Origin of the sequence: Candidatus Microthrix subdominans (assembly GCA_016719385.1) — a bacterium.
Taxonomy (GTDB): domain Bacteria; phylum Actinomycetota; class Acidimicrobiia; order Acidimicrobiales; family Microtrichaceae; genus Microthrix; species Microthrix subdominans.
On the sequence record JADJZA010000010.1, the window covers coordinates 147995 to 174000 of the forward strand.

General features: G+C 67.9%; 26 protein-coding genes. 11 read left to right on the forward strand and 15 right to left on the reverse strand.

Going from position 1 to position 26006, the window contains the following annotated elements:
* Positions 1-41 precede the first annotated feature (41 nt).
* The 3 genes from IPN02_18105 to IPN02_18115 form a co-directional block, all read right to left on the reverse strand.
* Entirely contained in the window at positions 42-2990 is a 2949-nt protein-coding gene (locus IPN02_18105; GenBank protein MBK9298699.1) for an AMP-binding protein, read from the reverse strand.
* Positions 2991-3004: 14 nt separating this feature from the next.
* Positions 3005-4414 (reverse strand): wax ester/triacylglycerol synthase family O-acyltransferase, encoded by a 1410-nt coding sequence (locus IPN02_18110; protein ID MBK9298700.1) that lies wholly within the window; start codon positions 4412-4414, stop codon positions 3005-3007.
* Between the two features lie 69 nt (positions 4415-4483).
* Positions 4484-5119 carry a rhomboid family intramembrane serine protease gene (locus IPN02_18115; GenBank protein MBK9298701.1) on the reverse strand — a complete coding sequence of 212 codons (636 nt, stop codon included), beginning with the start codon at positions 5117-5119 and terminating at the stop codon, positions 4484-4486.
* 70 nt (positions 5120-5189) lie between these two features.
* Here IPN02_18115 and IPN02_18120 point away from each other — a divergent pair, with 70 nt between their 5' ends.
* The 6 genes from IPN02_18120 to IPN02_18145 all read left to right on the forward strand — a co-directional run bounded on the left by IPN02_18120 (position 5190) and on the right by IPN02_18145 (position 10456).
* Positions 5190-5672, forward strand: a complete 483-nt coding sequence (locus IPN02_18120; protein MBK9298702.1) for a cation:proton antiporter regulatory subunit — start codon at positions 5190-5192, stop codon at positions 5670-5672.
* 7 nt (positions 5673-5679) lie between these two features.
* Positions 5680-6909 (forward strand): cation:proton antiporter, encoded by a 1230-nt coding sequence (locus IPN02_18125; protein MBK9298703.1) that lies wholly within the window; start codon positions 5680-5682, stop codon positions 6907-6909.
* A 32-nt stretch (positions 6910-6941) separates the two neighbouring features.
* Positions 6942-8090: a CoA transferase gene (locus IPN02_18130; GenBank protein MBK9298704.1), complete on the forward strand. Its 1149-nt coding sequence runs from the start codon at positions 6942-6944 to the stop codon at positions 8088-8090.
* A 129-nt stretch (positions 8091-8219) separates the two neighbouring features.
* The gene (locus tag IPN02_18135; GenBank protein MBK9298705.1) at positions 8220-9020 is read left to right on the forward strand and encodes a PIG-L family deacetylase; all 801 of its coding nucleotides are present in this window, start codon (positions 8220-8222) and stop codon (positions 9018-9020) included.
* Positions 9017-9376, forward strand: coding sequence for a hypothetical protein (locus IPN02_18140; GenBank protein ID MBK9298706.1), 360 nt, complete (start codon positions 9017-9019; stop codon positions 9374-9376). Before IPN02_18135 ends, IPN02_18140 begins: the two co-directional genes overlap by 4 nt.
* A 39-nt stretch (positions 9377-9415) precedes the next feature.
* Entirely contained in the window at positions 9416-10456 is a 1041-nt protein-coding gene (locus IPN02_18145) for a TIGR00730 family Rossman fold protein (GenBank protein ID MBK9298707.1), read from the forward strand.
* A 32-nt stretch (positions 10457-10488) separates the two neighbouring features.
* On the opposite strand, the gene IPN02_18150 is transcribed toward IPN02_18145, so the two are convergent.
* The 5 genes from IPN02_18150 to IPN02_18170 all read right to left on the reverse strand — a co-directional run bounded on the left by IPN02_18150 (position 10489) and on the right by IPN02_18170 (position 14524).
* On the reverse strand, positions 10489-10947 hold the full coding sequence (locus IPN02_18150) for an Hsp20/alpha crystallin family protein (protein MBK9298708.1): 459 nt from the start codon (positions 10945-10947) through the stop codon (positions 10489-10491).
* Between the two features lie 169 nt (positions 10948-11116).
* Complete coding sequence (locus IPN02_18155) at positions 11117-11836, reverse strand: hypothetical protein (GenBank protein MBK9298709.1); 720 nt, start codon at positions 11834-11836, stop codon at positions 11117-11119.
* Between the two features lie 197 nt (positions 11837-12033).
* Entirely contained in the window at positions 12034-13839 is a 1806-nt protein-coding gene (locus IPN02_18160; protein MBK9298710.1) for a phosphoenolpyruvate carboxykinase (GTP), read from the reverse strand.
* Positions 13839-14153: a hypothetical protein gene (locus IPN02_18165; protein ID MBK9298711.1), complete on the reverse strand. Its 315-nt coding sequence runs from the start codon at positions 14151-14153 to the stop codon at positions 13839-13841. The genes IPN02_18160 and IPN02_18165 overlap by 1 nt, the downstream gene beginning before the upstream one ends.
* Positions 14154-14305: 152 nt before the next feature.
* Positions 14306-14524, reverse strand: coding sequence for a 50S ribosomal protein L28 (locus tag IPN02_18170; protein MBK9298712.1), 219 nt, complete (start codon positions 14522-14524; stop codon positions 14306-14308).
* Between the two features lie 52 nt (positions 14525-14576).
* Between IPN02_18170 and recG the strand changes: the two genes are divergently transcribed.
* Both recG and IPN02_18180 read left to right on the forward strand, forming a co-directional pair.
* Entirely contained in the window at positions 14577-16838 is a 2262-nt protein-coding gene (recG, locus tag IPN02_18175) for an ATP-dependent DNA helicase RecG (protein ID MBK9298713.1), read from the forward strand.
* A 128-nt stretch (positions 16839-16966) separates the two neighbouring features.
* Complete coding sequence (locus tag IPN02_18180) at positions 16967-18583, forward strand: alpha-hydroxy-acid oxidizing protein (protein ID MBK9298714.1); 1617 nt, start codon at positions 16967-16969, stop codon at positions 18581-18583.
* 125 nt (positions 18584-18708) lie between these two features.
* Here the strand turns inward: IPN02_18180 and IPN02_18185 are convergent, their stop codons facing one another.
* Entirely contained in the window at positions 18709-19293 is a 585-nt protein-coding gene (locus tag IPN02_18185; protein MBK9298715.1) for a superoxide dismutase, read from the reverse strand.
* Between the two features lie 317 nt (positions 19294-19610).
* On the opposite strand from IPN02_18185, the gene IPN02_18190 reads away from it, so the two are divergent.
* Complete coding sequence (locus IPN02_18190; protein ID MBK9298716.1) at positions 19611-20000, forward strand: NERD domain-containing protein; 390 nt, start codon at positions 19611-19613, stop codon at positions 19998-20000.
* A 363-nt stretch (positions 20001-20363) separates the two neighbouring features.
* On the opposite strand, the gene IPN02_18195 is transcribed toward IPN02_18190, so the two are convergent.
* The 6 genes from IPN02_18195 to IPN02_18220 all read right to left on the reverse strand — a co-directional run bounded on the left by IPN02_18195 (position 20364) and on the right by IPN02_18220 (position 24119).
* Positions 20364-20759, reverse strand: a complete 396-nt coding sequence (locus IPN02_18195; GenBank protein MBK9298717.1) for a type II toxin-antitoxin system VapC family toxin — start codon at positions 20757-20759, stop codon at positions 20364-20366.
* The gene (locus tag IPN02_18200; protein MBK9298718.1) at positions 20756-21031 is read right to left on the reverse strand and encodes a type II toxin-antitoxin system Phd/YefM family antitoxin; all 276 of its coding nucleotides are present in this window, start codon (positions 21029-21031) and stop codon (positions 20756-20758) included. The genes IPN02_18195 and IPN02_18200 overlap by 4 nt, the downstream gene beginning before the upstream one ends.
* A 31-nt stretch (positions 21032-21062) precedes the next feature.
* A complete protein-coding gene (gene selD, locus IPN02_18205) occupies positions 21063-22112 on the reverse strand; it encodes a selenide, water dikinase SelD (GenBank protein MBK9298719.1) in 1050 nt (349 codons plus the stop codon).
* A 96-nt stretch (positions 22113-22208) separates the two neighbouring features.
* Positions 22209-22664: a hypothetical protein gene (locus IPN02_18210; protein MBK9298720.1), complete on the reverse strand. Its 456-nt coding sequence runs from the start codon at positions 22662-22664 to the stop codon at positions 22209-22211.
* 25 nt (positions 22665-22689) lie between these two features.
* Positions 22690-23775: a two pore domain potassium channel family protein gene (locus tag IPN02_18215; protein MBK9298721.1), complete on the reverse strand. Its 1086-nt coding sequence runs from the start codon at positions 23773-23775 to the stop codon at positions 22690-22692.
* Positions 23772-24119 (reverse strand): hypothetical protein, encoded by a 348-nt coding sequence (locus tag IPN02_18220; protein ID MBK9298722.1) that lies wholly within the window; start codon positions 24117-24119, stop codon positions 23772-23774. The genes IPN02_18215 and IPN02_18220 overlap by 4 nt, the downstream gene beginning before the upstream one ends.
* 246 nt (positions 24120-24365) lie before the next feature.
* Here IPN02_18220 and IPN02_18225 point away from each other — a divergent pair, with 246 nt between their 5' ends.
* A complete protein-coding gene (locus IPN02_18225) occupies positions 24366-25394 on the forward strand; it encodes a 50S ribosomal protein L11 methyltransferase (protein ID MBK9298723.1) in 1029 nt (342 codons plus the stop codon).
* Positions 25391-25930 carry a 16S rRNA (guanine(966)-N(2))-methyltransferase RsmD gene (gene rsmD, locus IPN02_18230; GenBank protein ID MBK9298724.1) on the forward strand — a complete coding sequence of 180 codons (540 nt, stop codon included), beginning with the start codon at positions 25391-25393 and terminating at the stop codon, positions 25928-25930. The genes IPN02_18225 and rsmD overlap by 4 nt, the downstream gene beginning before the upstream one ends.
* The last annotated feature ends 76 nt before the right edge of the window (positions 25931-26006 follow it).

A 26006-nucleotide genomic window follows, 5' to 3' on the forward strand; every position in this document is an offset into this window, starting at 1 on the left:
CAGGCCGTTCCTCGAGGTCATCGCCCTGCCCACGAAGCGACTCAGCGGCTCGCCGAGTACCTGCCGGTCGTGTGATCGAGATGGAGCTGCACGCCGCCACTGGGCAGCCCGGCCTGGCGCAGGGCGAACTTACGGAGCCGGAACCAGGCGGTGCGCTCGATGTCGTCGACCACATGGACGATGGAAGGCCGCTCGGTGAGCGGGAGGCAGCTGAGCGCATTTGAGAGCTTGGCCGCATCGAGCTCGTGATCGCCGGACAGGGTGACTGCGGCGACGGCCACCTCCGCGTCGGCGTCGGCCCCCACCCGGTCCGCAATGACACCGTAGGCGGCGGCCAGCGACACCTCATCGAGCTGGCCGAGGGCGTCCTCGATCGGCACCGACGGCACCGGACCCTGTGCGGTGTGGATCACCGCCGGGACGTGATCGTCCAACCAGAAATCACCGTCCTCATCCCTGTGAAACAGGTCGTCGGTGGCGATCCACGAATCATTGCGGCGGAAGAGGCCCCGAAGCGGAGTCACGGCCATGATGCCGCTGGCTCGACGAGCTTGGGCCAGGAGGACCCCGGTCTCGCCGACGTCGCACTCGACGGCAAACCCGTCGGGCCCCTCGACCAGGCGCTCGCCGAGGACGTCGTAGCGGGCCAGACGGACCTCGGCACTGCCCGGCAGCGGCCGCCCCTTGGCACCGACCTTGCGGCCGTTGAGGTTGACCAACACCGCAGAGCCCTCGGTGGAGGCGTAGAACTCCAGCACGGTGGCCGGAGCGAAGCGATCCATGACCTGCTTCCACAGCCCGGCGGGCATGCCGGAGCCGATGAACATCCGCACGGGATGGTGTCGCTCGGCGGGATCGGGCGGCGCCTCGACCAGGTCGCGAACCAACGTCCAGGTGTAGGACACGATGGTCACGCCGTAGCGCCGAACCTCGTCCCAGAACGTGGCCGGATCGAAGTGGGTGGCCAGCGCCAGCCGGGAGCCACCGGCCACCGCCCCGCCGATGCTGGTCAGCAGGCCGCTGGGGTGGTGGATCGGCGTGACGCTGTACACCGTGTCCCGAGACGACAGCGCGGCGGCCGAGGCGGTGCCGAACGCCGACAGCGCCCAGCGCCGGTTGGTGATGTGGTTGATTCGGATCTTGTCGCCCCCGCCGGTGAACAGGATGAACGCCAGATCCTCGGCCCGTCCCGGGTTGGCCAGGTACCAGGCCGGGATTCGCACTGCGTCGGGGTCGATCCGCTCCATGTCGGTGACCGTCGGGCCGAGGTCTCGTTCGTCACCGCCGCCCCCCAACACGAAGACGGGCACCGAGGTGGCGGCCGCGGCCAGTGCCCCGTTCTCGGGGTCGGCGACGATGCGGTCCACCTCGCCGAGGCGCACCTCGCGGGCGATGTCGGGGCCGGGGCGCAACATGACGGCGATGGCCCCCAGTCGACTGAGGGCCGCCACCGCGGCGAGGCCGGACGGACGGGTGCCCATGAGTACCCCCACGTGTTCACCTTGGCGCACCCCAACCGAGATCAGCCCCCGCACCACGTTGTCGATGCGGACCTTGGCGTCGCCGTAGGTGTGGCTGCGGCCCTCGAACAGGAAGAAGGGGTCGTCGCCGTGGCGGGAGGCCTGCTCATCGAGCAGCGTGCCCATCGAAATGCGGGTGTTGTGGTCGACCTGCTCCAGGCGAGCCAGCCTGGGGAGCTGGCCGATCGCCTGGCTCCCCAGGCTCTGCACGGTCTTACCGGTGTCGACGACGGTGCCGACCGCCGTGCGGGCCATGTTCAGGCCCACGGTTGTCGCCAGGTTCAGGTTGAACGCGGCCCGTTCGGAGGAGGGCACCGCATCTGTTTGTGACTGGACGCCGTCGCCGGCCGGAGCGACGTTGCCCGGCTGCTCCCCGTGGCCGTCCCGCCAGAGAGCCCACGCCGCCACCGTCGGCCAAGTGACGGTGGCGGCCTTGCTGCCCACCACCAGTCCGAAGTGACCGGCCCGCATCGACGTCTCGTAGATCTCGGCCCGAGGAGCGGCCTTGTGCACCGCCCGCACGGCGGCGGTCGGGGCGATCTCGTCAACCTCGCCGATGAAGGTCAGCACCGGCACCGAGATGTCCGCCAGGGTGACCGTGCGGTCCTCGATCACGAAGCCGCCCTGCAACATCCGGTTGTGCTCCACGAACTGACGCATGAAGTCGGCCAGCGCCGGGGCGGGCCAGGCCACCCAACCGTCGCCCATGAGAAAGCGCCGTTGCCGCTCCCGGGGCAGGAGCGCCTCCCGGTCGTGCAGCTGGGTGACAAAGTCGATCCGGGACCGTAACGACTTGAGTGGGTCCATCAGCTTGAAGCCGAGGCTGGACGCCCAGGATGGCAAACCCCAGAACTGCAGGTTGTCGGCCAACAGGCCGAGCACGCGTCCGGCCACCTCCTCGGGGATACCGAAGGGAATCATGCCGCTCGTATCGGCGGGGCTGCCGAAGGTCACCACCGAGGTCAGCCCGGCGCTGCGGCGATAGGCCGCAGCCTGGTAGCAGAACATGCCGCCCTGGCTGTAGCCGCCGAGGTGCACATCCCGACCCGTGACCTCCCGCACCCGGTCCACGGCATCGCTGACCGCCAGGACGTGGTCGGTGAGGGTTCGCTCCAGCCCGCCCTCCTCCTTTTCGGGTGCGCCGAAGTCGACCACCCACGGGTCGACACCGGCCGCAGCAAGGTGGGCCACGGCGCTGATCCCGGGAGCGACGTCGTAGACGTCGGCCGACAACATCAGGGGCGGCACCAGGACCACCGGCGGCCGGGCCAAGCGCCGGGCCTTGGTGTTGGGCGCCAGAGCGGGGAAGTAGCGACGGAGCCGGTAGTTACGCTGCTCGCAGGTCACTTCGAAGGGCGAGGGCTCCTCATCGGTCTCCAGACCGCCGAACCGGGCCACCTCCATCACGTTCTGGGCCGCCGCTCCGAGCCGGTTGGCAGTCTCGATGAGAAACGTGGGCGACAGCTCCATCGCCATATTCTGGTTCAGGCGCGCTGACGGGCCAGGAACAACAGATCCTCCATGCCGGCCTCGATGCCATCGCTCAGCACCTCGAGGTCCTCGCAGCTGTCGAAATCGCCGGTGATGCCGAAGTACACCGTGCCGTCGTAGCTGAACATGGCGACGCCGACGCGTACCTGCCCGGCGAGCGGGACATACGGGTACACCGCCACCATCCTGCGGCCCACCGAGTACAGCGGCAGCTGGGGCCCGGGCACGTTGGTCGTCACCGTGTTGACGTTGCGTTGGGCGCCCCGGGCGACCACCCGTTCGCTGAGGGCGAGCACCATCGGCGGGGTGAAACCGGCCATCGAGGTGAGTGCCTCGCCGGCCACCGCCTGCTTGGAGTCCTTCAGGTCCGACATCTGGGCCGACATCGCTGACAGTGTCTCCCCGGGGTCCTCCAGCATCACCGGGAGCTCGGCGAACATCGCGGACACCTTGTTCTCCATCGTGCCGTCGCCGGTCGCCATTTCGCCATCGTCCCGTGGTCGGATCGACACCGGTACGAGGGTGCGCACCACCCGGTCGGTCGACTCGCCTCGCGACCGCAGCAGCGCGCGAAAGCCGCGGGTGACCGTGGCGAGCACCACGTCGTTGAACGATCCCCCCAGCGCTCCCCGAACCTTCTTGATGTCGTCGACCGACACCGAGGTCCACACGTAGCGGCGGTGTGGGCCGATCGGCCCGTTCAGGCTGCTCTCCGGTGTCGCCGAGAGGACGCCGGTCAGCGAGCTGAGCCCGGCCCCGATCTCTTTCAGATGGTCGAGTGCCTGTCGGGGTACCCGGGTGGCAGCTCGTAAGGCCCGCACCTGCTCATAGGGGCTGCGCACCAGGTCGGCGACGGCCTCGGTCGCCAGCTCCACGTTGCCCGGTGCCGGGCGGGGCGACCAGGCCGACGGTATGGGCTCGACCACGTCAGGCGAGACGTCCAACATCGTGGCCAGCAGTTCGGCGCCGGACACGCCATCGACCATGGCGTGGTGCACCTTGGAGACCAGCGCCCACCGGTCGTCATCGAGGCCCTCGACGATCCAGATCTCCCACAGCGGACGGGCCCGGTCGAGCTGCTGGGACATCAGCCGGGCGACGAGCAGGCGCAGCTGTTCGTCGCCACCGGGAGACGGCAGCGCGGTGTGGCGCACGTGATAGTCCACGTTGAAGTGTGCATCGTCCACCCACACCGGACGGCCCAGGTCGAAGGGCACGAATCGGGCGATCTGGCGATACCTGGGGATGTCGTCCAGCTTTGATTCGAGCAGCGCCCGTACCTGCTCGAACGGGGGTGGAGGCCCCTCGAAGATCGAGGTGCTTCCGATGTGCATGTGGGCAAACTCGTTCTCCAGGTGCAGAAACGAGGCATCCAGCGGGCTCAGGCGTTCGGTCGTCGTCATCGTTTCCCCCAAAGGTGGCGGCCCCCTCAGGCCAATCGCCTCAGCATAGGGTGAGAAGCCGCAGCGGAGTCACGGAAGATCGTCGACCGGGTCGGCGCCGCTGCGATGCAGGATCCATGCGGCGGCGACACCGCTGATGGCACCGAACAGGTGCCCGCTGAAGGACACGCCATGGCGGGGGATCAGCCCCCACAGGAGCGAGCCGTAGAACAGGCCGATCACCAGGGCGCCCAGAATCCACGACAACTTCTGGGCGATGAACCCCCGGGTGAGCAGGTAGGTGAGGTAGCCGAACACCAGGCCGCTGGCGCCGATCTGCACCGAGTTGGACGTGCCGAAGAGCCACATGCCCAGCCCGCTGCCCGCCATGACGATGGCGGTGACCAGGATGAACTGACGCAGTCCTGCGTAGGCGACGACAGCGCCGAGCACGAGAAAGGGCAGCGTGTTGGCGATGAGATGGCCGAAGCCGGCGTGGAGGAACGGGGCGAAGACGATGCCGGGAAGGCCGGCCAGCTCGCGCGGGTGCACCCCGAAGCGGTCGAGGCGGCCACGAAGGGGGATGTCGATGACCTCGACGACCCACATGATGGCGAGCATGACGACGACGGGTGCGACGGGACGCAGCCAGGTGGGCACCTCAGCGAGCGGCCCACCTTCGGCAGCGGACCCTGCAGGGGTGATCGAGGAGGGGTCGGTCGCCATCGGGCCCAGTGTGGCAGGCCGGTACCCGCCGAAGGGCCCGCCCGCCACTCGACGGCCTATCGTGTCGCCGATGGGACGGGTTACTGAAAGCGAACTTCCGGGCGTCGGTGCGCGGTTCGACCTCACCACCGACAACGGCGATCAACTGGGGGTGGTGGTCCACCGCAGCGGCCGTCGGGACTTCGCCATCTACGACAAGGACGACCCCGATGCCTGCCGGGCGCAGGTACACCTCGAGGAACACGAGGCCCGAGACCTCGCCGAACTGCTCGGCGGTAGTCGCCTGTCCGAGGAGGCGGCCCGGTTGCGTACCCAGGTGGCCGGCATCACGCTCGACTGGCTCACGGTCGAGCCGGGCGCCCCCTGGGCCGGGATCACCGTGGGAGCGGCCGATGTGCGCTCGGTGACCGGCGTGTCGATCGTGGCGATCATCCGAAACGGTGAGCCGTCGCCGTCGCCCGGCCCGGAGGATCACTTCGAGGTGGGTGACACCGTCTTCGCCATCGGCATGCCCGACGGCCTCGAGGTGCTCGCAGCACGCCTGAGCAGCTGATGTTTCAGTGAACCAGATCCTTCTTGCGTCGGCAGGAGCCGACGTCGCCCGAGCGTTCATCGAGCTGGGTGTCCTCCTCATCGGCCTGGGGCTCCTCGCACGGCTGTCGTATCGCATCGGCATCAGCCCGATCCCCGCCTACCTGGCCGCCGGGTTGATCTTCGGGACGGGCGGGCTGATCGAGCTGAACTTCGCCGAGGACTTCATCGACCTGGCGTCGGAGATCGGCGTGCTGTTGTTGCTGTTCGTCCTCGGGCTGGAATACACCGGCGCCGAGCTGACCGACGGGCTGAAGAACGGCTGGCGGGCAGGCTTCGTTGACGTCGCCCTCAACTTCACCCCCGGCTTCGCAGCCGGCATGTTGCTCGGCTGGGGGCCCGTCGGCGGTCTGATGCTGGCCGGCATCACCTACATCTCGTCATCGGGGGTGGTGTCCAAGCTGCTGTCGGACCTGGATCGCATGGCCAACCGGGAGACCCCGGCGGTGCTGGCCGTGCTCGTGTTCGAGGACCTGGTGGTCGCCGCCTACCTGCCGGTGCTGGGCGTGTTGTTGGTGGGCGGGTCGCTGCTGTCCGGTGCGGTCTCGGTTGGGGTGGCGCTGTCGGTCACGACGCTGGCCCTGGTGATGGCGATCCGCTTCGGCGGTCCGATCAGCAAGGTGATGGCGTCGCGATCGGACGAGGCGCTGCTGTTGAGCGTGATGGGGGTCATCCTGGTCGTCGGCGGCCTGGTCGAGCAGGTGCAGGTGTCCTCGGCGATCGGCGCGTTTCTGGTGGGCATCGCCCTGTCGGGCGAGGTGCGGGCCCGGGCCGAGCGAATGCTCGTGCCGCTGCGTGACCTGTTCGCCGCCCTGTTCTTCGTGCTGTTCAGCCTGCGCATCGATCCGAGCGACCTGCCGCCGGTGCTGGTGACCGCAGCGGTCCTCGCCGTCGTCACGACGATCACCAAGATCTCGACCGGTCGCTTCGCCGCCGGTCAGCTTGGCGTGGGCCCCAAGGGGCGCGATCGGGCGGGGATGGAGCTGGTCGCCCGGGGTGAGTTCTCGATCGTGATCGCCGGCCTGGCCGCCGGCACCGCCGTCGATCCGGCGCTGCCCCCGACCGCCGCCGCCTACGTGCTGATCCTGGCCGTGCTCGGCCCACTGCTGGCCAAGTTCAACCCGCCGATCCCCAGCCTGGCCAGCATGAAGGAACTGTTGAACCAACGTCGCGACCGCGAGGGCGCCGTCACACCTTGACCGGCCGGTCAACCGCCGGTGAGCATGTGGCGATGAGTGGACCTCTGAACGGAATCAAGATCGTCGAGATCGCCGGTATCGGCCCGGCGCCCTTTGCGGCCATGATGCTGGCCGACATGGGCGCCGACATCGTGCGCATCGATCGGGCCGGCAACGTCTCGGGCGGCAGCCCCGAGCTGCCGCCGGGCGATCTGCTGACACGCGGTCGCCGCTCGGTCGGGGTCGACCTGAAGTCACCGGAGGGGGTCGAGGTGGTGCTTCAGCTGATCGAGACTGCGGACGCTTTCCTCGAGGGGTTCCGCCCAGGTGTCGCCGAGCGGTTGGGCATCGGCCCGGACGAGGCGCTGGCCCGCAACCCCAAGCTGGTCTACGGACGCATGACCGGCTGGGGCCAGGACGGGCCTTACGCCCCGATGGCCGGTCACGACATCAACTACATCGCCCTCGCCGGCGCCCTGGCGCACCTGGGTCGGGCGGGGGAGGCCCCAACCCCGCCGATCAACCTGGTCGGCGACTTCGGCGGTGGCGGCATGCTGATGGCGCTCGGGCTGTGCGCGGCGCTGCTCGAGACGGGCCGCTCGGGTGAGGGCCAGGTGGTGGACGCGGCCATGGTCGACGGCACCGCCAGCTTGATGACGATGATCTGGTCGTTCCAGGCGATGGGCATCTGGACCGACGAGCGGGGCACCAACATGTTGGACACCGCCGCCCACTTCTACGACACCTACCGCACCGCGGATGACAAGTGGGTGTCGATCGGGTCGATCGAGCCGCAGTTCTACGCCGAGCTGTTGCGCCTCACCGGCCTGGAGGGCGAGGACCTGCCCCACCAGATGGACCAGACCGCCTGGGCCGAGCTGAAGGACAAGCTGCGGGGCGTGTTCGCCGCCAAGACCCGGGCCGAGTGGATGGAGATCATGGAGGGCACCGACGTGTGCTTCGCCCCCGTGCTGACGATGTCCGAGGCCGCCGAGCATCCCCACAACGTTGCCCGGGGCACGTTCACCGAGGTGGCCGGCGTCACCCAGCCGGCGCCGTCTCCGCGTTTCAGCCGGACGCCGGGCAAGATCCGGCGCCCGCCGCCCCACGCGGGCCAGCACACCGACGAGGTGCTCGCCGAATGGTTGGGCGCCGACACCGCCAAGGTAGCCGAGCTGCGAGCGGGCGGCGCCGTCGCCTGAGCCCGAAGTGGTTTGGGGCTGGCTCAAATGTGTCTCCGGGCCACTGGGGCGGCTCCAAGACACATTTGAGTCGAACCGATCCGGTGAGCAGAACGTTAAACCGGGCGCAGGGCGGTAACCTGCGCCGCCGTGTCGACCCTCGTGTGTTTTCATGCCCATCCTGACGACGAAGCGATCGCCACCGGGGGCACGATGGCCCTGGCGTCGGCCGCCGGTCACCGGGTGGTGCTCATCGTCGCAACCGACGGGGAGCTGGGCTTCACCGTGCCCGGCGCCGCCGAGACGCCCGAGGAACTGGGTGCCCACCGCCGAGCCGAGACACAGGCGGCAGCGGCCATCCTCGGCGTCCACCGGGTGGAGTTCCTCGGCTACCACGACAGCGGGATGGCCGGGGAGGACACCAACGACCACCCGGCCTGCTTCGCTCAGGCCGACGTCGATGAGGCCGCCGAGTGGGTGGCGGCGATCCTGGCTGAGGAGCGGGCCGACGTGTTCACCATCTACGACGATCACGGCGGCTACGGCCATCCCGACCACATCGCCGTGCACAACGTCGGCACCCGTGCCGCCGAGCTGGCCGAGGTGCCCAGCGTGGTGTGGGCCACGATGAACCGGGACAAGATCCGCGAGCAGATGGCGGGTGCCGCAGAGATCGTTGCCCAGCTTGAGAAGCCGATGGACGGCGACCCTCCCAAGATGGACGAGGACATGGGCAGCCCCGAGTCGCTCATCACCCATGGGATCGACGTCTCATCTGTGATTGACGCCAAGCGGCGGGCGATGGTGGCCCACAGCAGTCAGATCGCCGCGGATTCCTGGTTTCTCAAGATGCCCGAGGAGATCTTCGTCATGGCCTTCGGCCATGAGTGGTTCGTCGACCCGGCCGACCCCCGCTCGGCGGGGTCGCCGATGATCGATCACCTGCTGTGAGCGTGTCGTCGATCCACGCCAACTTTGCGTGGGTGGTGATCTTCGCCAACGCCATCGCCGGGGTGTGGTCGCTGGGTGCACACCAATGGGCCGCCCTGCGGGTGCGGGCTCTGTGGTGGTTCATCATCGCCGCCGAGGTGACGATCTTCATTCAGGTGGCGCTCGGGGTCGCCAACCTGGCCGGCGGCCGGGCGCCTGGCAACGACTTCCACATCTTCTACGGGTTCGTCGCCCTCATCACCGTCGGGATCCTCTACGGCTACCGCAACCAGCTGCGGGCCTACGCCTACCTGCTCTACGGGTGGGGCAGCCTGTTCTTGATGGGGCTGGCGATCCGGGCACTGCTGCTGGCATAAGCGGCGGCAGGGGGGATGAGCGCCTGGCATGCTGTGCCGATGGTCCGCCGCCCCCGCTCCCGTACCGGTGTCACCGAACTCGACCAGGCGATCGAAGCGCTGGTCGAACAGGCGGGCCTGGACGACAACCAGGATCTGTACCTGGAAATGCTCACCTCGGTCCTTCGCATGGGTCGGGAGCGCACCGATCGGGGCGACGTCAAGATCATCAACTCGGCGCTCAAGGAACTGCGCAACGCATTCACGGTGTTTGCCCCCTATGCCGACGTGCCCAAGTGTGCGGTGTTCGGCTCCGCCCGCACCGCCGAGGACACCGAGGCCTACCGGATGGCGCGTGAGGTGGGTCGTCACCTGGCCGATGCGGGGTGGATGGTGATGACCGGTGGAGGACCGGGCATCATGACCGCCGTCGTCGAGGGAGCGGGTCCGGAAGCCAGCTTTGGGGTGTCGATCGTGTTGCCCTTCGAGCCGGGCGGCTCCCAGCACGCAGCGCTGTTCGACGGCAAGAACATCAACTTTCGCTACTTCTTCAGTCGCAAGCTCACCTTGACCAAGGAGTCATCGGGTTACGTCGTTTTCCCTGGCGGGTTCGGCACCTTGGACGAGACGATGGAGCTGCTGACGCTGATGCAGACCGGCAAGGCGCCGCCCTCGCCGGTGGTGCTCTTCGAGCCGCCGGGGGATGCCTACTGGCGCAGCTGGCGCCACTACGTGGAGGTGGAGCTGCTCGATGCCGGGCTGATTTCACCGGTCGACCTCGACATGGTGTACATCACCTCCGACCCGGGCGATGCGGTCGCCTACGTGCGCAACTTTTACCGGGTGTTCCACTCGATCCGTCATGTGGGCAACCGGCTCTACATCCGACTCAACATCGACATCTCCGACGAGGCGATTGCCACCCTCAACGGCGAGTTCGGCGACCTGTTGACCAGCGGCAGCATCGAACGCGCCGAAGCCGCAGCGGTGGAGGTGGCAGACGGTGACGTCCCCGACCTGCCACGACTGCGGCTTCGGTTCAACAATGCTGCTCACGGTCGGTTGCACCTGATGGTGCAGCGACTGGGTGAGCTGGTCTGATCGACTGCTCGGTCGGCGAACCGATCAAGCGATCAGTTGGAAGCGGCGCCGGCGGGCTCATCGCTCGTCGACGAGGACTCGGCGTCGATGCTGGTCGCGCCGACACCGATCGGCACCTTCACGGCCAGGGCCTTTTCCGAGACCGGAATGCGCAGTTCGAGCACGCCGTTATCGAAGTGGGCGCTGACGTTCTGGCCATCCAAGGTGTCCGACAGCGTGACCTGACGGCGGACCGTGCCGAAGCGACGCTCCGCCACCAGGCGTTGGGCTCCCTCGGGCAGCTCGGCCTGCGTGCGGCTGGCGGTCAGCGTGAGCACGTGGTTCTCGACGGTGACATCGACGTCGTCGGCCCGGAAACCGGGCAGGTCGTAGGTGAGCACCACCTCGTCGGCGGTGCGAACGGCGTCGAAGGGTGCGGGGATCGAGCGGCTTCGGGGGTCGACCTCGAACAGTCGCTCGACGTCTCGGAATGGATCCCATGTGGTGAGCATGATGTGCGCCTCCTCAAGTGTTGGGCGGTATCGGTGAACTGACGATTGTCAGTATGGCACCAAAGTTGAGTGTTTGGGCATCAGGTTTGATGGTTCTGTGGATTTGTGACGGATGATACAAATGCACAGGAACCGCAGTTGCAGCCGGGACCTCGGTGGTCGTTTCGAGCTACTGCCGATCGACGATCAGGTCGGCGACCAACTCGTCATCCTCCATCTCGTAGGCGCCGTCGAGGACGCGGTTGAGCTGATAGCGATCGGCGAGGGTTGGGTCGAGGTCCATTCGGTACGTCGCCGCGGCGTGGACGACCTGATCGAAGAACGGGCGACCGGACCTGAGCGTGGACGTGGTGACATCGTCCCGACTCAACGTCATGGTGGCAAAAACCTCGACCCCGAGGGCACCGAGGATCTCGAGGCCCTGCACGTTGACGCGCCGCTCCTTGAGCGCTCCGACCTTCGTGGTCTCCTGGCTGATCGAAATTGAATCGACGTCCTCGTAGCCCATCGAGAAGTACAGGTGACCATCACCGCCGTCGTCGATCCTGTCGCTCAGCGGGCTCTCCCCGTTCATCTGGCCGAGCAGGCGACGGTCGGTGACGACCAGGATGCCATCACCCGAGATGAACGGAATGAGCTGAACGTCCTGAGACTCCTCCGCCGGAAGGAGCCGCATCAACTGGCCGCTGCTTTGCGAGGCGGCCGACAGAATCCCCCCGCTGAAGCAGTAGCGGCCGATCTCTGTCTCGTCGGTCGCGGGAAGCACCTGCCCAGACGGATGGAGACGAGCATTGATCTGCGGGATCGAACCCTCGGGCGCCATTTCGGCAAGGTGCATGCGCGGGTTGGCCTCGCCCAGGTGTTCGATCAGTGTGTTGAGAGATGCCATCGGTCCCCTTCTTGTCACCGGGCGCCCCGAGACGGGCTCGTCCGGTTTGAGCGAACGGAATCCAACCTAGTTGGGAGGGGGGCCTGAAGAAATGGCCTCAAGGTGCTCTGACGCGAAACGACCCGGGCGCAGGGGGCCCGGTTCGTTTCGAACTCGTGGGTGGCGCCGTAGCGCCACTCGCTCTCAGGTGAGCGAGCTCACTGCGCCAGGCGCTTCTCCAGGTCGGACAGCTCGTCGGCCATCTGCTGGGGCAGGCGCTCACCGATGAACTCGTAGTGACCACGGATCAGCTCAACCTCGTCGCGCCATGACTCGTTGTCGACATCGAGGATCTTGGCCATCGTCTCGTCGTCGAGGTCGAGGTGGCTGAGGTCGAGCGAGTCGGTCGTGGGGATGTTGCCGATGGCGGTCTCCTCGGCGTCAGCGGTGCCGTTGAGGCGCTCGACGACCCACTTGAGCACCCGGGAGTTCTCGCCGAAACCGGGCCACATGAACGAACCGTCGTCGTCCTTGCGGAACCAGTTGACCCAGAACAGCTTGGGCAGCTTGTCGGCGTCGGTCGCCTTGCCGATCTCGAGCCAGTGGTTGAAGTAGTCGCCCACGTTGTAGCCCATGAAGGGCAACATGGCGAAGGGGTCGAAGCGGACGTCGCCCACCTTGCCGGCCGCCGCTGCGGTCTTTTCCGAGCTCATGATCGAGCCGAGGAACACGCCGTGCTGCCAATCGAAGCTTTGGGTCACCAGGGGTACGTTGGTGGCGCGGCGGCCGCCGAAGAGAATGGCCGAGATTGGCACACCCTCCGGGTTTTCCCAGTCAGCGGAGATCGAAGGCGTCTGCGATGCCGGCGAGGTGAAGCGGGCGTTGGGATGGGCGGCGTTGGTGTCCGACTCGGGGGTCCAGTCGTTGCCCTTCCAATCGATCAGGTGAGCGGGCGGTTCGTCGGTCATGTCCTCCCACCACACGTCGCCGTCGTCGGTGAGGGCCACGTTGGTGAAGATCGAGTTCTTGGCCAGCGACTGCATGGCGTTGAAATTGGACTCGTCGGAGGTTCCCGGCGCCACGCCGAAGAAGCCCGCCTCGGGGTTGATCGCCCGCAGGCGGCCCTCGTCGTCGAACTTCATCCATGCGATGTCGTCGCCGATGGTCTCCACCGTCCACCCGGGCAGGGTGGGGACGAGCATCGCCATGTTGGTCTTGCCGCACGCCGACGGGAAGGCCGCAGCGATGTAGGTCTTCTCACCCTCGGGCGAGGTGAGCCCGAGGATCAGCATGTGCTCGGCCATCCAGCCCTGATCGCGGCCCATCGTCGAGGCGATGCGCAGCGCAAAGCACTTCTTGCCCAGCAGGGCGTTGCCGCCGTAACCGGAACCGTAGGACCAGATCTCCTTGGTTTCGGGGAAGTGGCTGATGTACTTGGTCTCGTTGCACGGCCAGGTGACGTCGGGGCGCTCCTTGCCGTCGGCGTCGACGAGCGGGTAGCCCACCGAGTGCAGGGCGGGCACAAACTCGCCGTCCTCGCCGAGCACGTCGAGTGCGCCCTGGCCCATGCGGGTCATGATTGCCATGTTGGTGGCCACGTAGGCCGAGTCGGTCAGCTCCACGCCGATGTGGGCGATGGGGGAGCCGAGCGGGCCCATCGAGAACGGCACCACGTACATGGTGCGACCACGCATGGCGCCCCGGTACAGCTCGAGCATCTCGGCCTTCAGCTCGGAGGGCTCGCGCCAGTGGTTGGTGGGACCGGCGTCGATCTCCTTTTCGCTGGCGATGAAGGTGCGGTCCTCCACCCGGGCGACGTCGTCAGGGTCGGACAGGGCAAGGTAGCTGTTGGGGCGCTTGGCCTCGTTCAGCCTGGTGAAGACGCCCTCGTCAACCAACAACTGGGCGAGGCGGTCGTACTCCTCCTCGGAGCCGTCACACCACTCGACGGCGTCGGGCTGGAGGATCTCCCGCCATTGTTCGACCCAGTCGATGAGCTTCTGGTTGTTCGTGGTTCCAGCCATCAGATCAGGTCTCCTTGTCGTGTGGCGCTGCGCGCCTCAGGGGCCGGGCCCGGAAGGTTTTCCGAGTCCGGGAACCCCGGTGTACCCATGTCGATTTCAGATCCGAGCCGAACCGTGGTGGCCACCTGAGCCGGCTGCTCGTCCACGTCGGTGCCGGCGGCCAGCTCGAAGATCACACGCTGGCCGGGGCGCAGCATGCGGAAGATCGAGCCGTCCAACGCATCCGTGGACAGCTCGTATTCGCCAAGCGTGGTGTCGCTGATCACCGTGCCGTCGCCGGTGAGGGGGTCGTAGCTCTTGATCACACCCTGCACGTGGACGCTCCGTTCGGTTCCGAATGTTGGCCAAACCGGCCACACGTCAACGCGACGCGTGAATCATCGGGCTGTGCCCAGTCAAGCCTACAACGCGAGGTTTTCACAAGCGGACGAAACACAGTTCGCATCGCTTGGTGCAGCGGCGACGCTCAGGCGGACTCTGGCTGCCAGTTGCGGGCCGGCGGCTTGGTGACCTTGCCGGCCTTGAGGCAGCCGGTGCAGACGTCGATGCGCTTGGTGGAACCGTTGACGACGGCTCGAACCCGTTGGATGTTCGGGTTCCAGCGGCGGCGGGTGCGGCGATGGGAGTGCGACACCGACATGCCGAAGCTGGGCTTCTTGTTGCAGAGTTCGCAAACGCTGGCCATGGAACGATCCTTCGCTGTGGGGGAGACACCGCCTCATCGAAGGGCGCGTGTAATGCGACTGACAAGGGTACCCGGTCCACGGCCACCCGACGCAACGCGACCCGATGAACGGACGGTGAGGTCCGGCATCCCAGCGAGCTGTCAGCATGGGAGGGTGACGACGTCAACGCCGCTGTCCCTGCGGGATCTCGACGCCCTCGCCGTCGACAAGCTGCGCGGCGTGGGTGGCAAAAAGCGTGATGGACTGGCCATGCTCGGCATCGACTCGGTGCTCGACCTGCTGTTCCACTACCCCCGTCGCTACGTCGACCGCACCCGCGAGGCGCGCATCGCCGACCTGAAACCGGGGGAGGAGGGCATGTTTCTCGGCGAGGTGGAGCGGATCTCAGGGCGCCGGGTGCGGGGCGGCCGGGCGCTGGTCGAGGCCAGGGTGACCGACGGCAGCGGCTCGATGAAGGTGACGTTCTTCAACCAGGCCTGGCGGGAGCGCCAGCTGCCCACCGGCACCAAGGCGGTGTTCTACGGCAAGGTGGACGAGTTCCGCGGGACCCGGCAGCTGACCAACCCGGTCGTCGACCTGGTCGGCGACCGCACCGGGAAGATCCTGGCCATCTATTCCCAATCCGAGAAGGCCAAGCTGAGCACCTGGGAGCTGGCCGACTGGGTGGCCGAGGCGTTGCGCCGCATTGCGCCCCGGGGCCTGGCCGACCCGGTGCCTCGCCGGGTGCTCGACGCACTCGACCTGATCGATCGCCAGGATGCGATGGCCACGATCCACGCGCCCGAATCGATGGGCCACATGATCAAGGCGCGTTCCCGGCTGGTGTTCGACGAGCTGTTGCGGGTGCAGCTGGCCCTGGTGGCAGCCAAGGCCGAGCGGGAGCGAACCGTCACCGGCGTGGTCCACGCACTGGGGGAGCGGGCCGACCGGGCGGTCTCGCCTGGGTTGGTCGATGCCTTCCTCGCGTCGCTGCCGTTTCCGCTCACCGACGCCCAGACCCGGGCGATCGACGAGATCCTCGCCGACCTGGAGCGCCGCTCGGCCATGCACCGCCTGTTGCAGGGCGACGTGGGCGCCGGCAAGACCCTGGTGGCGGTTGCCGCGCTGCTCGCTGCGGTGCAGGGCGGTCACCAGGGGGCGCTGATGGCGCCCACCGAGGTGCTGGCCGAACAGCACCACCGGGGCATCGCCGAGCTGTTGGATGGGTTCGTCGTGCCCGCACCCGACACGCTGCTCGGCGAGCGGCCATTGCACGTGGCCCTGTTGACCAACCGGCTGTCGGCGCCGCAGCGCCGCACCGTGCTCGCCCAGTTGGCCTCCGGCGAGATCGACCTGGTCATCGGCACCCATTCGTTGATCTCCGAGGGGGTGGACTTTGCCAGCCTGGGCGTGGCGGTCGTCGACGAGCAGCACCGTTTCGGCGTCGATCAGCGGGCGGCGCTGGCCGAGGTGGGGGAGGGCGACAGCCAGCCCGACCTGCTCGTGATGACCGCCACGCCCATTCCCCGCACGGCGGCGATGACCGTGTACGGCGATCTCGACGTGTCGACGCTGGACGAGCTGCCGCCCGGCCGCACCCCGATCGTCACCCGCTGGGCTCAGACGCCGTTGGACGTGGAGGCGGTGTGGCAGACGGTGCGTGACGAGGTGGCCGCCGGGCGTCAGGCCTACGTGGTGTGCCCGCTGGTCGGGGAGTCCGAGAAGCTCGAGGTGGCTTCGGCGGAGGAGACGCTCGAGGAGTTGGCCAACGACCGGCTGAAGGGTCTGCGGCTGGGGCTGTTGCACGGCCGCATTCCCGCCGACGAGGGAGACGTCACCATGGCGGCGTTCCGGGCGGGCGAGCTGGACGTGCTGGTGGCCACCACGGTGATCGAGGTGGGCGTCGACGTCCCCAACGCCACCGTGATGGTCATTCTCGATGCCGACCGTTTCGGCATTGCCCAGCTGCACCAGTTGCGCGGTCGGGTGGGTCGCGGTGCCGCCAAGTCGTCGTGTTGGCTGGTGGCGGCCGAGCCGTCCGACGACGGTGAGGAGCGCATCAAGGCGATGGTGAAGAGCACCGACGGGTTCGAGTTGGCCGAGGTGGACCTGGAGCTGCGGGGCGAGGGCACGCTGATGGGGGAGCGCCAGAAGGGCCGCAACGACCTGCGCCTGGCATCGCTGCGCCGCGATCGCGAGTGGGTGGTGCGGGCCCGCAACGTGGCGACCGAACTGCTCACCGAAGCCGATGGCCTCGCCAACCTGGGTGGCCTGGCCGACGAGGTCGACCTGATCCTTGGCCAGGACGAGGTCGGCTACCTGATGAAGGGCTGAGCCCCCGGTGGCCTGCGTCAGAGCGTGTGCCGGTGGCGACCTGTGACGTCGCCGACCTCGAGCCGGAAACCAGCGACTTCATCGGCAGGGCAGCGGGTGATCGCTCGGTATGGCATGGTTTGCGCTCGATGACCACTTCACGTCGGCTCGACGACTGGGACAACCTGAGCGATCGGGTGCCGCAGCACTATTTGGTGGGGGACGTTGATCTCGTCGCCGTCCGCATCGATGACGAGCCGACGGTGCTGTACGGACGTTGCCTGCACCGGGGCGCCTTGATGGGCGACGCAACGATCGTCGGCGACGACATCGTGTGTGGGGTTCACGGCTGGGACTACCGGGTGGCCACCGGGGTGTCGGCCTACGACGACACCCAGCGTCTCCAGAAGTTCGCAGCCTGGGTCGAAGACGGTGGCTTGTTTGTCGACGCCGACGAGATCGCCGACTACAGCCGCCAACACCCGCAGCGCTACGACCGCGAGGCCTATCAGGGCGTCTACGCCGACCTTCACGGTGGTGCCGAAGAACCCACCGTCGGATTGATCGCTCAGCTGGCGGCGAACGGCCTCGACCGGGTTGGCCCCCATGGCCCGGTGGCGGCGATGGGCGTCCCCCGCGCCGAGCTTCCGAGCTGGGACGACATTCAGTTTGTGACCGCTCAGTTGGCCCGGTCGCCGCTGCTCGACGACGTGACGGTCGATTCCTCGGTTGTGATCGGCCCGTCGGCGGCCAAGCCGCTCCATCTGGAGTTGCCGATGTTCGTCTCCGACATGAGCTTCGGGGCGCTCTCCGAAGAGGCCAAAGTGGCCCTGGCGACGGGTGCGCAACTGGCCGGCACGGCGATCTGCTCGGGCGAAGGCGGCATGTTGCCCGAAGAGAACGACGCCAACGAGCGCTACCTCTACGAGTTGGGTTCTGGACGATTCGGCTGGGACCTGGCCGAGGTCGAGAAGGTGGCTGCGTTTCACCTGAAGCTCGGCCAGGGTGCCAAGACCGGCACCGGTGGTCATCTTCCCGGCATCAAGGTGCGCGGTCGCATCGCCGAGATCCGCGGGTTGCCCGAAGGAACCGCAGCGGTGTCGCCCGCCACGTTCACCGGCGACCTGGCCACCACCGCCGGCAAGGCCGATCTGTTGGCGAGCGTTCGGGACCGGTCGGGCGGCATTCCGGTTGGCGTCAAGATGTCGGCCCAACACATCGAGGCCGACCTGGACGCTGCATTGGCGTTGGGCGTGGACTACGTGATCCTGGACGGCCGCGGTGGCGGCACCGGCGCTGCGCCCAAGCTGTTCCGGGACAACATTTCGGTACCCACGATCCCGGCGTTGGCCCGAGCGAGACGGCATCTCGACCACTCCGGCGCCGACGGGGTCACGCTGATCATCACCGGCGGGTTGCGAACCCCGTGGGACGTGGCCAAGGCGCTGGCGCTGGGCGCCGATGCTGTCGCCATGGCCAACTCACCGATGCAGGCGATCGGGTGCCTGGGGATGCGGGCATGCCACACGGGGAACTGCCCGGTGGGGATCACCACCCAAAATCCAAAGCTCCGGGAGCGCTTGCCGGTGGACGAGGCGGCACAGCGACTCAAGCGGTTCCTTCTCGCCTCCACCGAGTTGATCGCAGCCCTGGCGCGAGCGTGTGGCCACGAGCGACTGTCCGACCTGACCCTCGATGACCTCACCACCTTCGACCGGGATCTGTCCCATCTGGCCGGGATCGCCTATGGAGGAGTTGACCGGTAAACAGCGACGACGGCGGTGATCGGCGGGCAAAATGAGATGAGGCGCCGCCCCGACCCCGAAGGGCCGATGGCGACGCCACCTCACGGTCGTGGTCCGGCCGATGGCCGGGCCGCAAACCGGGCTGCTCAGCTGGCGGCCAGGTTCTGGGCGACGAAGTCCCAGTTGACCAGGTTGGCCATGAAGTTGGAGATGTAGTCGGGGCGGGCGTTGCGGTAGTCGATGTAGTAGGCGTGCTCCCACACGTCGATGGTGAGGAGCGCCTTCGCCCCGTGCTTCAGGGGAAGGTCGGCGTTGGCCGTCTTCTCCACCTTCAGCCCGCCGTCGTCGACCAGCCAGGCCCAACCGGATCCGAACTGGGTCTTGGCGGCGGTGGCGAACTCGTCGGCGAACGTGTCGAAGGAACCGAACGCCGAGTTGATGGCGTCACCGAGCTCGCCGGACGGCTCGCCGCCGCCGGAGGGCGACAGGCAGTTCCAGTAGAAGGTGTGGTTCCACACCTGGGCGGCGTTGTTGAACATGCCGCCGTCGGCCTCCATGATGATCTGCTCAAGCGGCAGGTCCGCCTTGTCGGTGCCCTCGATCATCCCGTTGAGGTTGGTGACGTAGGCCTGATGGTGCTTGCCGTAGTGGTACTCGATCGTCTCTTTCGACAGTCCCTTGCTCTCCAAGGCGTCCGGGGCGAAGGGGAGAGGAGGTAGTTCGATGGCCATGATGGCGGTCCTTTCATTGACTGTTAAGTACCTGCCCGCCCAACCGTGATCGCAAACCCCAGTATCGAGGCTGCTCCGTCAGCTGGTGACCGGTTGGGTGTGGGTGATGCCGCCGTGGTGGCGGTGGTAGGTCCGATGATGGTCCCGTATTCGATTGGGGTCAATCACCCGACCGCGCCGTGGCCGTGGTGGAGGCGCCGGTTCGGTCGTCTGGAGCACGGCCGCGAGTTCGGCTCAGTCGCTTCACTGAACCATCAACAGCTCGCTAGGGTCGGCCGGGGAGGATCGTGGACGGCACGTCGAAGCGGTGGAACCAGGTGAGCCCCTCGCAGTTCGAGTGGGAGGCTGACGCACAGGAGGTTCTCCGCGCCCTGCTTCCCGACCAGGACCCCTACCGCGGTTGGACCAACTTCGAGTTCACCAACGGCGGTGCGATCGCCGAGGTGGACTCGCTGGTCATCACGCCCAAGGGCGTCTACCTGATCGAGATCAAGTCGTGGGCGGGCAAGGTCAACGGCGATCAGGGCACCTGGGTGCAACAGCGCCCCGACGGTAGCCGTCGGTCGTTCACCAACCAGGCTGCGGTCAACTCCCGCAAGGTCAAGCAGCTGGCCAGCCTGATCAAGCGCAACTGGCCCCACAACGCCAAGGTGGGCCCGCCGTTCATCCAGTCGCTGGTGTGGTTCTCCCTCGCCGAATTGCGTTAGGCGCTGGGGCCACGCAGGTGGTCGGTCAGTTGAGCTTGTATGAGCCGGCAGCCAGGTGTTCTCGTAGACGTCGCAACGGGCCTGCTCTTCGTCGAGCGAGCAGCGGATGTTATTGGACGGGCTGTGGAATGAGGCGCCCAGGCTGGAGCCGTACGGGCTGGTGGTTGGCACGACCACCTGGTCGGCGACGGCATGGCCGTCGCAACCTGCGCCCTCGCAGGCGCTGGCTGTCGTCGGTGGGACCATTGGCGCTGCGCTGGTCGACGGAGGGGTGCAACCAAGTGGTCAGGAGGGTGAACCATAGAGTGCGCTACCCGTCGGAGGTTCCACACTCGTTCGTCTCGGATGAATCCGAGAGTCGGCTCAGCGGCCCGGAGATGCGACGACCAGTTGGTGGTCGCTGGCAGCTTGTAGCAGCCGGGTCTCGTAGGCGACCAGCAACGGAGCGACCCTTGGCTCCAATGCGCTGGCCAGGTGAATCGCGTCGAGCGAGCGCACTGTCGCTGGCTTGAGCTGTCGGGCGCGGTCGATGATGTGCGAATCGATCGGCTGAAGATCGAGACGGCGGCACACCTCTGCGGCTCGGCTCAGCCCCGCACTACCGTCCGCTCGGGCGGCAGCACGACCGACCTCGATCACCGTGAGTTCGCTGCTGATCGCCCGGTCCAGCCCACGCACGAACTCAAGCAGTTGGGCGCTTTCGGCCTCGGGGATGACCAGCTTCACGACGGCCGAAGCGTCGAGGTACGCCACCCTCACAGACGTTCCTCCCGAAGGGCTTCGAGTGCGTCCGAGCCCTCGGTCGTGATCTCGTTGGTGTGCATCGAATACGTCGACCAACTCGCCGCTGCGGGGCGGAGACGCCCGGCAGCTTGGAGCGCCGCATACTCGTCAGCCGCCGGGCTCAACGGCGTCAGCACCGCCACGGGACGACCTCGGTCGGTTACCTCGAGCGGCCGCTGGTCATCCTGGATCTGGCGCAGGTACACGCTGAGGTTTTGACGGAGTTCTCTGACGCCGACCTGTTCCATGACGCACATTGTAGCACTACGACCTTTCCCGCTACCGCAGGGCGATGCTGTGGCCCTCCGGGGCTGGCTCGTTGGTGGTGCCGATGCGGGCGGCGGTGTGGCCAGATTCGGCCAGTCGGGCTAGTACGTCCTGGGTAGCGGCCGGGTTGACGCCGAACACCAGCCCGCCGGAGGTCTGCGCGTCGGCGAGCAGCAGCTGGGTGAGCTCGTCGGCGCCGCCCGGGTCGAGCAGCCCCTTGGCCCAGGCCAGGTTGCGGCGGCTGCCACCGGGCATGATGCCCTCACGCGCCAACTCGACCGCTCCATCGAGGTAGCCGACGGCGGTGGTCTCGATGACGACGGTGACCTTGGACTCGAGGGCCATGCGGCCGAGGTGGCCCAGAAGCCCGAAGCCGGTGACATCGGTGCAGCCGGTGGCTCCGGCGGTGAGCGCCACCTGCGAGGCCACGTCGTTGAGGCGGGTCATCGACGCCACGGCGGCGTCGACCGACGCCTGCGGTGCGGTGTCGGCCTTGATAGCGGTGGTGATCACGCCGATGCCCAGCGGCTTGGTGAGGATGATGTCCTGGCCCGGACGCAGCCCGGCATTGGTCATGATCCGGTCGGGGTGCACCTCGCCGGTGACCGACAGCCCAAACTTGGGCTCGGGGTCATCGATCGTGTGGCCGCCGACGATGACGAAGGATCCGGCCTGGGCGATGTCGTTGGCGCCGGCGAGCAAATCCTGGAGCTGTTCTATGGGCAGCGCTTCGGTGTTCCAGCCGACCAGGTTGAGGGCGAACAGGGGACGTCCGCCCATCGCGTAGACGTCGGAGACAGCGTTGGCGGCGGCCACCCGGCCCCAGGTGCGGGCATCGTCGACGACGGGTGTGATGAAGTCGGCGGTCGACACGAGCGCTCGCTCGTTGTCGAGGCGCCACACTGCGGCGTCGTCGCCGGTGGCGGTTCCCACCAGCAGCTCGGGCGGAGTTGCGGTCTGCATCGGGCGCAGCACCTGCGCCAGCTCGCCGGGGGCGAGCTTGCAGCCTCAACCGGCGCCGTGGCTGAAACGGGTGAGGCGGTTGGTCTCGGCGTCGCTCATCGGGCGGCAGTCGTGACGGGCGGGCGGGGCATGGGCCGAGGGTACAGGCGGTGACCCACCGGGGCCGAGTGCAAGTGGCCCCCCAAGCGGCTTGGCTCAGGAGGCGTCGGCCAACGCCAGGTTGGACCGGTCGAGCGCGCCGGCAAGCACCCGCTCGAACACGTCGAGGTCGCCGTCGCAGGCATCCAGCTCCCCGGGTCCGAGCAGGTAGATGAGTTCTCCGTCGACGTGCGCGAGCACACACGGGGTGCGATCGCCCGACAACGCCTCGACGTCGGGGTCGCGCTCGTTGCGGTGCAGCACCGTGACCGGCACGGGCACCCCGTCCCGCCAGTTGGTCCACGACCGGCGTTCACGGGTCAGACCGTGGGTGATCGAGCACAACGAACAATGGGCGGTGCGCCGAAGCTTGCCCCAAACATAGGACAGCTCGCCGCGCACCCCACCGTCAGCGTCATAGACCATCACCAAACCGGTCACGGTGGCCGCCGCAGCGGTGGCGTCGAGCCGATCCTGCTGCTCGTCGTGGGCCTGAGGTGATGTCGAATTCACTGGAACATCCTGACGCACACCACGATCAGGCCGGGGGCACCCGCTGGATGACGGTCTGCGGCGGCCAGAACTCGTCCGGGCACAGCAGCCAGTGGTCGAGGTACGCCATCGTCGGCCGGTACATGTTGCGGATGTTGGCCACTTCGGTGAGCGCCACCTCGAAGGGCACCAGCTCGAAGCCGTGGGCGGACAGCTGGTCGTACATCTGGCGAACGTCGCGCTCGTGCTGCTCGCCGGTCGGCCGCACCGCCTCGGTCCAGGGATCCAGGTCCGTCCCGTGGGCCATCAGCTGATAGATCATGTCCGCCCTCCGAAGAAACCAGAACGACGAGCCGTTGGATGCGCCGACGATCAGCTGGGCTCGCATCGCCGCTTCGGTCAGCAGCTTCAGGGCGGTCAGCCAGTTGTGCTGACGGTCGTAGCTGCGAAAAAAGCGCAACATCGGGCTGGCACCGTGAGATGCGGCGATGTCGACCGCCCAGCTTTCCCAGTCGGCGAACTTGGCGTCGATCAACTGGGGGTTGGCATCCGGCGACCACGCGAACAGGAGGCTGTTCGGGGTGACCGGACCGGCGGAACCATCGTCGAGCGTGCTCAGCGGGCGTTCGCGGGTGGCGTAGGCGGCGTACAGCATGGGCAGGTAGGCGATGACCAAGGCGGTCGTCACCACCCCCAGCAGTCCCTCGACGAGCACCCCGGCGCGGGGCAGGACGTCGGTGGGAACCACGTCGCCGAACCCGATCGTGAAGAACGAGACGCCGGAGTAGTAGACGTGGCCGAACACCGAGGTGGTGCCCTTGATGCCCCGCATCCCGGCCCAGATCAGACCGAAGCCGACCACCTGCAACGTCACCCACATCGTCAGCAGGATCAGCAACAGCAGCGGCCCGAATGTGGCCAGCAGCCGCTCGCGGGCCGGTCGGTGCTCGCCGATGCGGGCGACGATGCTGCGCAGCCCGAGGAAGGCATGCCGGGCGACGATCCTCGAAGGCCACATGTTGACGTGGCTGGAACGCGAGCTGGACGTGGTGACCAGGGTGTTGACCAGGTCGGCGACCGCGACGACCACCATGATCGTGCCGACGATCACCATCACCGCGTGGGCGATCACGGGCCGATGACCGCCCAGCCGCGTCGTTGCAGTTCGGCGGCCAGCACCTCGTCGGGCACGTCGCGAAGGCGCAAACCCGCCTCGGCGTTCTGGCGCTCCTCGTGCGAGATCCGGCGGGGCTCGGGCGGGGCAGAGGGTGTCGCTGATGCTCCTTCGTCATCCGGAGGTGGCGCGAACGGTCCGTCGTGGCCCTCCGCCTGGGCCTCGAGCAGGCCGATCAGCGCCTCGGCCTCGTCGCGGGTGAACTTGCCGTTCGCCTGCCGCTGCGTCAGCCCCAGCGGGCCCCGGGCGTCGCGAAAATCGCTGTGACCCGCCGCCTCGATCAGCGCTTCCAGGTCCCTCATCTGCCGTCCACCCGCCGGTGGACCGGCTGCCTGCCCGAATGCCATGGGATGATCCTGCCACCTGGCGGCCTGCAGGGGGTGGGTAGGGGGCACCGGGGCGCCCGCCCCGCCATGTGCGGCCGGCCCCCGCTGGGAAATGAGTCGGGTGGGCCGGGCTTGGGGAACCGCCTGTCGATCGACGGCTGAGCGTGAGAGCGGCCCGAGGCCGATGCTGCGACCGGTCGGCGACTTTGGGACGATGGGCAGATGACCGAAACGGGAGCAGCCGCCGCCCCTTGGCCGAGCGAGATGCCCCCCGAACGGCGGCCCTCTGCGGCCGAAGCACCGCCCTCCGCCGTCCAGCTGACGATCGCGGTGCCCGACGACGAGACTGCCGAGGTTCTCGCCGCCGTGGTGTGGGGTGGCGCCGCAGGCGCAGTGCCGCCGCCCGACGGGGTGGAGGAACGGGATACAGCTGACGAAGGTGTTCGCTGGGTGATCAGCTGGGTGGATCCGCCCGCTCCCGAACTTCTGGAGACGCTGGGCGCCGAGCTGTGCCGCAACGGCGCCGACGTCGTGGGCACCTCGTCGGTGGCCCACGACCAGGGACTCGACGCCTGGCGTGATTACGCCAGCGTGTGGCGGGCCGGACCGTTTGCCGTGCGGCCGCCGTGGCTGGAGGCGATCCCCGATGCCGAGACGATCGACCTGGTGATCGACCCCGGCGCCACGTTTGGCTCCGGGTCGCACCAGAGCACCCGCATGGCCCTCGAGCTGCTCGCCGACCTGCCGATCGACAAGATGCCGGTCGTCGACGTGGGCAGCGGCTCAGGGATCCTCGGCATCGGAGCAGCGCTGTTGGGAGCCGCTCGGGTGGATCTGGTCGAGCTCGACCCCCGAGGTGAGAACGTTGGCCTGACCAACGCCTTTCGCAACCGGGTCGCCGACCGGGTGCGGTGGGCCGGGACCGACGCAACGGCATTGGCAGGCGTTCGAACGGGTCCTGCGCAGCACGAACCGCGTGTGGTCGCCGCCAACATGTTGATCGGCGAGCTGGAGGCGGTAGCCCCGTCCCTGCGGGCGCTCGCCGGGACCGGCGGCCTCGTCATCGCCGCAGGCGTCCTGGAGTCCCAGGTGCCCCGACTGATGCAGGCACTGGGCGCCCATCGTCGCGTCGACTGTCGCATCGAACCCTCCGAAACCGACCCGTCGGTCAGTTGGGCCGCCCTGGCGTTGGAGCTCCAACCCGCGCCCGATCCGGAAGCCGATGACGTCGACCCGAGGACGCCTCGATGAGGGTGGTTGCGGGCAGCGCAGCCGGCCGTCGCCTGGAGGCACCGCCGGGGACGGCCACCCGGCCCACCGGTGACCGGGTGCGCGAGGCGACGTTCAACTCGCTGGGCTCGTTGGGCCTAGTGCAGGACGCCACGCTGATCGACGTGTTCGCCGGCAGTGGTGCCCTGGGCATCGAGGCCCTGTCGCGAGGGGCCGAGTCGGTGACCTTTCTCGAACGTGACCCCAGGGCGGTGCGGGTGATCAAGGCCAACCTGGCGACGGTCGGGCTGGCCGAGCGGGCCGAGGTGGTGCGGGGCGACGCCCTCGCGTACCTGGCATCCACCGAGCGGCGCTGGGACGTGGCGCTGCTCGACCCGCCGTATCGCTGGGACGGATGGGACCGGCTGTGGCTCGCGCTGCCGGTGGAGTGGGCCGTCGTGGAACGCGATGTCGAGACGGAACCGCCCGAGGGCTGGAAGCGGCAGCGGTCCCGACGCTACGGCGGCACCTGGGTCACCGTGCTGAGCAGCGATCAGCCCTCCGGCGCGGCCATCTGATCACCGAGCGCGAGGTCCCCTCGCACGTTCGGTCCCAGGCGGCGCCCGAAGGGGTGGCCCGCGCAGCTACGATCGC

Bases quoted from the DNA above. Each gene is read 5' to 3' on its own strand.
- IPN02_18225 (MBK9298723.1), top strand. From the start codon at position 24,366: ATGACCGAAACGGGAGCAGCCGCCGCCCCTTGGCCGAGCGAGATGCCC.
- recG (MBK9298713.1), top strand. From the start codon at position 14,577: ATGCGACTGACAAGGGTACCCGGTCCACGGCCACCCGACGCAACGCGA.
- IPN02_18115 (MBK9298701.1), bottom strand. From the start codon at position 5,119: ATGGCGACCGACCCCTCCTCGATCACCCCTGCAGGGTCCGCTGCCGAA.
- IPN02_18155 (MBK9298709.1), bottom strand. From the start codon at position 11,836: ATGGCATCTCTCAACACACTGATCGAACACCTGGGCGAGGCCAACCCG.
- IPN02_18150 (MBK9298708.1), bottom strand. From the start codon at position 10,947: ATGCTCACCACATGGGATCCATTCCGAGACGTCGAGCGACTGTTCGAG.
- IPN02_18200 (MBK9298718.1), bottom strand. From the start codon at position 21,031: ATGGAACAGGTCGGCGTCAGAGAACTCCGTCAAAACCTCAGCGTGTAC.
- IPN02_18180 (MBK9298714.1), top strand. From the start codon at position 16,967: ATGACCACTTCACGTCGGCTCGACGACTGGGACAACCTGAGCGATCGG.
- IPN02_18105 (MBK9298699.1), bottom strand. From the start codon at position 2,990: ATGGAGCTGTCGCCCACGTTTCTCATCGAGACTGCCAACCGGCTCGGA.
- IPN02_18160 (MBK9298710.1), bottom strand. From the start codon at position 13,839: ATGGCTGGAACCACGAACAACCAGAAGCTCATCGACTGGGTCGAACAA.
- rsmD (MBK9298724.1), top strand. From the start codon at position 25,391: ATGAGGGTGGTTGCGGGCAGCGCAGCCGGCCGTCGCCTGGAGGCACCG.
- IPN02_18170 (MBK9298712.1), bottom strand. From the start codon at position 14,524: ATGGCCAGCGTTTGCGAACTCTGCAACAAGAAGCCCAGCTTCGGCATG.
- IPN02_18185 (MBK9298715.1), bottom strand. From the start codon at position 19,293: ATGGCCATCGAACTACCTCCTCTCCCCTTCGCCCCGGACGCCTTGGAG.
- IPN02_18110 (MBK9298700.1), bottom strand. From the start codon at position 4,414: ATGACGACGACCGAACGCCTGAGCCCGCTGGATGCCTCGTTTCTGCAC.
- IPN02_18130 (MBK9298704.1), top strand. From the start codon at position 6,942: ATGAGTGGACCTCTGAACGGAATCAAGATCGTCGAGATCGCCGGTATC.
- IPN02_18120 (MBK9298702.1), top strand. From the start codon at position 5,190: ATGGGACGGGTTACTGAAAGCGAACTTCCGGGCGTCGGTGCGCGGTTC.
- IPN02_18145 (MBK9298707.1), top strand. From the start codon at position 9,416: ATGGTCCGCCGCCCCCGCTCCCGTACCGGTGTCACCGAACTCGACCAG.
- IPN02_18220 (MBK9298722.1), bottom strand. From the start codon at position 24,119: ATGAGGGACCTGGAAGCGCTGATCGAGGCGGCGGGTCACAGCGATTTT.